The organism is Blautia sp. CAG:257, from assembly GCF_000433815.1.
Classification (GTDB): Bacteria; Bacillota; Clostridia; order Lachnospirales; family Lachnospiraceae; genus Blautia_A; species Blautia_A caecimuris.
Window position 1 is genome coordinate 1 of record NZ_HF999040.1, and the last position, 5710, is coordinate 5710.

The 5710-nt window shown below is 46.9% G+C and carries 9 protein-coding genes; all 9 read right to left on the bottom strand.

Annotation, left to right across the window (positions count from 1 at the left end):
* Nucleotides 1-68: 68 nt before the first annotated feature.
* From QVP40_RS05990 to QVP40_RS06030, 9 genes are read right to left on the bottom strand one after another with little or no spacing between them, the layout of a single operon-like run.
* On the bottom strand, nt 69-866 hold the full coding sequence (locus QVP40_RS05990; protein WP_022067576.1) for a SpoIIIAH-like family protein: 798 nt from the start codon (nt 864-866) through the stop codon (nt 69-71).
* Nucleotides 867-876: 10 nt separating this feature from the next.
* Nucleotides 877-1245, bottom strand: a complete 369-nt coding sequence (locus QVP40_RS05995) for a stage III sporulation protein AG (RefSeq protein ID WP_022067577.1) — start codon at nt 1243-1245, stop codon at nt 877-879.
* Complete coding sequence (locus tag QVP40_RS06000) at nt 1184-1753, bottom strand: stage III sporulation protein AF (RefSeq protein ID WP_022067578.1); 570 nt, start codon at nt 1751-1753, stop codon at nt 1184-1186. The genes QVP40_RS05995 and QVP40_RS06000 overlap by 62 nt, the downstream gene beginning before the upstream one ends.
* On the bottom strand, nt 1750-2916 hold the full coding sequence (locus QVP40_RS06005; RefSeq protein ID WP_022067579.1) for a stage III sporulation protein AE: 1167 nt from the start codon (nt 2914-2916) through the stop codon (nt 1750-1752). Before QVP40_RS06005 ends, QVP40_RS06000 begins: the two co-directional genes overlap by 4 nt.
* Nucleotides 2913-3299 (bottom strand): SpoIIIAC/SpoIIIAD family protein, encoded by a 387-nt coding sequence (locus QVP40_RS06010; RefSeq protein WP_022067580.1) that lies wholly within the window; start codon nt 3297-3299, stop codon nt 2913-2915. Before QVP40_RS06010 ends, QVP40_RS06005 begins: the two co-directional genes overlap by 4 nt.
* Before the next feature lie 27 nt (nt 3300-3326).
* Nucleotides 3327-3521, bottom strand: coding sequence for a stage III sporulation protein AC (gene spoIIIAC / locus QVP40_RS06015; protein WP_022067581.1), 195 nt, complete (start codon nt 3519-3521; stop codon nt 3327-3329).
* Nucleotides 3522-3558: 37 nt separating this feature from the next.
* Nucleotides 3559-4077: a stage III sporulation protein AB gene (locus tag QVP40_RS06020; RefSeq protein WP_022067582.1), complete on the bottom strand. Its 519-nt coding sequence runs from the start codon at nt 4075-4077 to the stop codon at nt 3559-3561.
* Complete coding sequence (spoIIIAA, locus tag QVP40_RS06025) at nt 4071-4991, bottom strand: stage III sporulation protein AA (protein WP_022067583.1); 921 nt, start codon at nt 4989-4991, stop codon at nt 4071-4073. The genes QVP40_RS06020 and spoIIIAA overlap by 7 nt, the downstream gene beginning before the upstream one ends.
* Nucleotides 4992-5050: 59 nt before the next feature.
* Nucleotides 5051-5599 carry a 4'-phosphopantetheinyl transferase family protein gene (locus QVP40_RS06030; RefSeq protein WP_022067584.1) on the bottom strand — a complete coding sequence of 183 codons (549 nt, stop codon included), beginning with the start codon at nt 5597-5599 and terminating at the stop codon, nt 5051-5053.
* Nucleotides 5600-5710: the final 111 nt, after the last annotated feature.

Consider the following 5710-nt stretch of genomic DNA (forward strand, 5'->3'; position numbering starts at 1 on the left):
GACTCAATGTCTTAACTAAATGACATTGCCGGAAGAGGGGCGCCTTTTTCTATTCATCCGGATACCGGTCAGTCATAAATCCCTTCTGTCTGTATTACATACTCGTCTGAAGCCTCTGCCGAGGTTTCCTGCTCCTCATAATCCTCTCCGGATCCCGATGCTTCCCCTGAATCTTCTGTTTCACCGATCTCCTCAGCCTCTCCGTTTGTTTCCTCCAGCTCCTCTTCACCTTCCGGGACAGCTTCTGCTTCATCGCTGCTCTGACTCAGAGGTGTGATCACAATATTTTCTGCTGCGATGCCGGTCTTTCTTTTTACAATATCCTCGATCTGCGCCCTCTGCGCATCCTCCAGAGCGCTGTCCGGCACTACAATATCCGCTGTCTCCCCGGTCAGATTCACAACCACATTCTCAAATCCTTTTGCTTCCAGAAGAAGCTCTGCCGCCGCTTCTTTTTCCGCAAGCTCAGTCATGGATACCATGGTATTGATGGCTTCCTGCTTTTTCTCCTCACTGATATCGGTATTTCCAATGATCTCCTGAAGCTCTGCCTTGTTCTGAGAGCGCACCTGCTCTCTGGAAAGCTTTGCCTGGGCTGCAAAATCAGAAGCTCCTGTAAGTACGGCTTCCCCGGGAGTTCCTGTAGTTGAAAGATCTCCCTGGCCATCTGCCCCGTTCTCATCCAGAAGGGCTGTTTCATCTGTCAGATCATACTCTACCTCCTCCAGAATACTGCTGCTGTCTGTACTGGCCTCTTTATCCTTAAATCCCAGATCTACATCCGCAAAATTCAGGTATCCGGCTACTGCGATCAGAATTGCCAGCGAGGTGATGATCACCTGATTCTTTTTCATAATTTTTTTCACTTTACTCTCCTCATTTCATTTTCATTATTTTTATTTTATGGGCTTCAATCTGAAATAATGCCATTACAGCCTGCTGAATATTCTGCACGGTAACAGAATTATCCGCCCCCTCTGCCGCAATCAGCACACCTGTCACTTCCGTGTTTTCCGTTCCGTAAAATCCCTGTTTTCCCTCTCCGGTCATCAGAAGTACCTGCACCTTTCCCACACCTTCTGTATTTTCCAGAATGGATTCCAGCTTTGCCTCCAGAAGTGTTCTGTCCCCCTCACAGCTTTCTGTATTTTCCGTAAGATCCTGCTTTTCCTCTGTCTGTTCCTTACTGTCTGATACCGGAAGCGCGATTACTGTCAGAAGCATTCCCAGAAGCAGAAGAACCATCCACTGCTGCCCCGTCATTTCTGTCAGTAAGGATCTTACAGTCCTTTTCTTCGATTCCGAAGCTCTTCCTGAGGTCATCCCGAATCCCCCTTTCCTGTTCCCGGGTCAGCTCCTGTTTCACAGTCAGTACTGCGGATATCCGCTCTCCTTCTATATGTACGGCAGTCTCAGAAGGATTTATTCCTGATTCTTTTAACAATTCTTCAATTTTAGAAGAAATCTCATTTTCGTATCCCTGTTTCAGATAAAAAGTCTGAAGCTCTTCTGCTTCCAGCCTGTCCATCCTGTTCTGTTCCCGGTAAAAAGTATCTGAAAAGCTTTCCAGGAACTGACCGCCTTTTCCAAACAGGGCAAACACAGGAGTACAGAGCATGTAGATCAGAAGAAGTCCCATAAAAGAGCGTACATAGCGCTCATATTTCCGGTCGGGAACCAGTTGAAGAACTGCTGTAAAAAACAGATAAAACACTGCAAGACCTTTCATCCACTGATAAATTTCTTCTCTCATACGCCTCCTCCCTGTATTCCTGCCATAATAATAAGAAACGTCAGAATGCAGAGCACTTCTGCTGTAAAAAGGATTTTCAGAAGAATCTCAAAGCCTTCTCCCATAGTAGACAGACATTCCACCATCCGCTTATCAGACACCGGCTGAGATACTGCCGCCAGAAAACGGTAGGTCAAAGACAGCATTCCATAATGGATCACAGGCCCCGCTCCCGCTGCCACCGTTGCCAGAAGGATCAAAACCCCAAGACAGTTGCGCACAAGAACCGCGCTGGTGATCACCAGTTCTGTTACCATATTCACAGCGTTTCCCACTCCCGGCAAGGCTCCTGCTGCTTTTCCGATCACACTTCTTTTCAGAGAATCCATAACCGGAGCCACCAGCCCCCGGACAACCTGAAGCCCTGCTACAAGGCCCAGAAGAGTTTTTAGCGCCCAGCTGACCACTGTTTTTAAAAATTCTGCAAATTTTCCCAGCATTTCTTCTCTGGACAGATGATTTACCAGACGCAGAAGAACATAAATCTCCGCCGCAGGCAAAAGAACATTCAGAAGAATCCACTGGATCAGCCACACCAGAAGAAGAACTCCTTCATAAAACACAGCTGCTGACAGAGCTCCGGAAGATGCCGCCACTGTCATAAAATATGCCGGAGACAGCGCCTTCATAAATTCCACGATCCATGAGATCGTATGATGCAGCGAACGTGTTTTTTCATAAAAAGAATCCATCAGAAGCGTAAACAGAAGAATATACACCACATAAAAACTGACATCTCCCACCTGTCCGTTTTCAAACACAGAAGCAAAATTTGTAAACACTGCCGCAAGAATCACCAGCACCAGAATTTTTGCAAACAGCTCCCTCTCTCTCTCAAAACCGGAAAAAAAAAGACCGCGCAGAAATTCCTGCACTGTCTCTTTTGAAATCGCTTCTTCCCCGTTTATTAATTTCTTCAGAGCTTCCTGAAAAGAAAAGCTTTCTGTCCCCAAAAGCTCGTCCAGCATCCTCTGAACCTGACCGAAATCAAGCTCCGAAAGAAGCTCCCCCTGGATCTGCTCTGCCGTATCAGCCTCTTCTGCCCCTTGTACGACTTTTGTTCCGCAAAAGATGATAAATGCGGTGCATAAAACAAAAATCCCAGTTTTATAAAGCCTCTTCATACAAAAAACTTCTGGATCGTATCCAGAAGCGCCATCAGCACAGGAATACTGAGGACCATAATAGACAGCTTACAGAACAGCTCGATCTGTCCTGCCGTTGCCTGATGCCCTGCATCTCTGCATATTCCTGCAGAAAACTGTCCGATGTAGGTAATACCGATCATTTTTATCAGCGTTGCCAGATAGCCTTCATCCAGAGGAAGGCTGTCTTTCAGCCGATCCACCGCTGAAAATATATACTCTATCTTTCCTGCTGCAAGCCCCAGGATCATAATCCCGATTCCCACAGTTACAAAAACAGCGTATTCCGGCTTTGTTCCTTTCAGAAAAAATCCAAGCATTACGCCGCATACACCAAGAAGAGAAATCTTTATAATATCCATGCTCCGCTCCTTCCGCATCTGCTCCGGCTACATAACAAAAAGAGTCTGTATACTTTCAAACAGATCGTATATATAGGGAACGATCCAGAAGAGAACCACCAGAAGTCCGGCAAGACTTACCAGAAACGCCTGCTCATCTCTGCCACTGTGTTTCAGTATCTGAGAAAGAACAGAAACAAGGATTCCCACTGCCGCTATTTTAAAAATAATACCGACTTCCAAATCGTCCTCCTTTCCCAAGCTCTGCACAGTTTTCTTCCTACCACAAAAGCACTCCCAGAAAAATCCCTCCCAGAATCCCCAAATTCCGGCATAGTTTCTTTTTTTCCGGAAGCTGGCAGGCCAGAAAATCCAGCCTCCTGCACAGCTCTTCCTCAAAAATATCCAGCTGCCTTAGCTGCATTTCTCTGTCCAGATAGCCAAGCCTGTCTCCAAGAGAAGCGATCAGTTCCATTTCTTCTGCAGAAAAACCTGCGGTCCGGAACTCTTTTTTTGCACAGTCCCGGAAAATCTGTCCAAGGGTCTGACCTTTCTGACCTTTCAGCCTGTCCGCAAGACTCTGAAGGAACTCCTGGTACATACCGTCAAACTTTTCTGAAATTTCCAGAAACGCCTCAGGAAAACAGCTATTGCCGCAGCGCACTGTCCCCTTTAAACATGAGGTCAGCCACAGGAATTTTTTCAGATTCCGCTCTCTTTTTGTAAGCTCCATACTCTTTGCAGTCCCCATGCCGGTCCCTGCAATAAAAATCATGAGAATGCCTGCAAATTTCAGCATGGAACTCCCCTTCCGTCAAAAATCCCCCTGATAATACCGGCTCTTTTTTCTTTTCCCAGAACAATATATCTGTCAAATACTCGCATTTTTTTCAGCCCTGCAAAAAAGGGTGTGGCAAGCACAGCTTCCACATTCTCTCCATGGGCAGTGGCGATCAGTCTGCACCCACTGTGGATCACCGCTTCCACTGCGCGGAAGTCCTCTTCCTTTCCAAGCTCATCCACTGCCACTACCGCCGGGGACATGGCTCGTATCAGCATCTGCATTCCCTGGGCTTTCGGACAGCAGTCCAGCACATCCGTTCTCATTCCCAGGTCATTCTGGGGGATGCCCTGATAGCAGCCTGCCAGCTCGCTTCTCTCATCCACCACGCCAACTGTAACACCCGGAATCTTTCCGAAGCCATTGCTGAGCTGTCGGATCACATCCCTTAAAAGTGTGGTTTTTCCACATCTGGGCGGTGAGATGATCAGTGTATGGGCTGTCCATTTTTCTTTTCGGATATAGGGCATTACAGCGTCTGCGCATCCTGGTATCTGATGAGTCAGACGCACATTGATACAGGAAATATATTTCATTCCCCTGATCCGGTCGCCATCCAGGATCACTTTTCCGGTAACCCCTACCCTGTGGCCTCCCTGTACGCTCATATATCCCTGGCGAAGTTCATCCTCATAGGCGTACAGAGAATACCCGCTTACGTATTCCAGTGTCTCTTTCAGATCCTCTCTTGTTACCACATACGGCTCCCTGCCCTTTGTTCTTAAAAAACATTCGCCTTTATCATAAGTGAGAAACAGCGGCCTTCCTGCCCGGAGACGGATCTCGTACAATCTGTCGTAATCGATCTCCGTCTGGACAAGAAGCCGCCGGATATTTCCGGCAAACAGATTCTGGATCTGACTGGCCTCCATTGTCCTCCCCCCTCTTTACACATAATATATGAGGACAATCTCTGTTTCATTACCGGATTTTACGGAATACTTATTTCCAGATACTCCCATCTGATCTCCAGAGGATCTTCTGACCACACAGCCCCACTGTAGCCTGGCTCCATTTCCAGCATGGCATAAGAGCCTCTGTCCATTGGGATTGTACGGGGATCTCTGGAAAATCCCTCGCCCGTCCATTTCATATACGCCTCTCGAAGCACCCACTGATCATAAAAAGATTCTTTTACATGGTCTGACTCCAGAATTTCCTGAAGCATAGATTCCGGAACCAGTCTCTGCAGGCCTTTTTCATAATCCAGTTCTCTGTGTTCCTGAATATCAATTCCCACTTCTTCTCCGGCGATCACACACACCACGTACTTTCCGGAATGACTGATGTTATAATGAATTTTGGGCTGTAAAGTAAAAAACGGCTTTCCATGCTCGCCTTTTGCTCTTGGCTCAAAAGCAAGCTTCCGTCCATATTCTTTCAGAAGCGCTTCTTCCAGAAGCTTTTCTCCTGCCATATGCCCCATATTTTTGTGCTCATACTGTGGGGGGATCTCTGTAAAATAAATGACTGCTTTCATACTCCTGCCTCCTTTAAAAATCTGGACGGTTCTCTGTCCTTTTCGTACTGCCGCTTCACGTAACACAAGGTGAGCTTTTTTTTTGCCCTGGTCATACCAACATAAAACAGT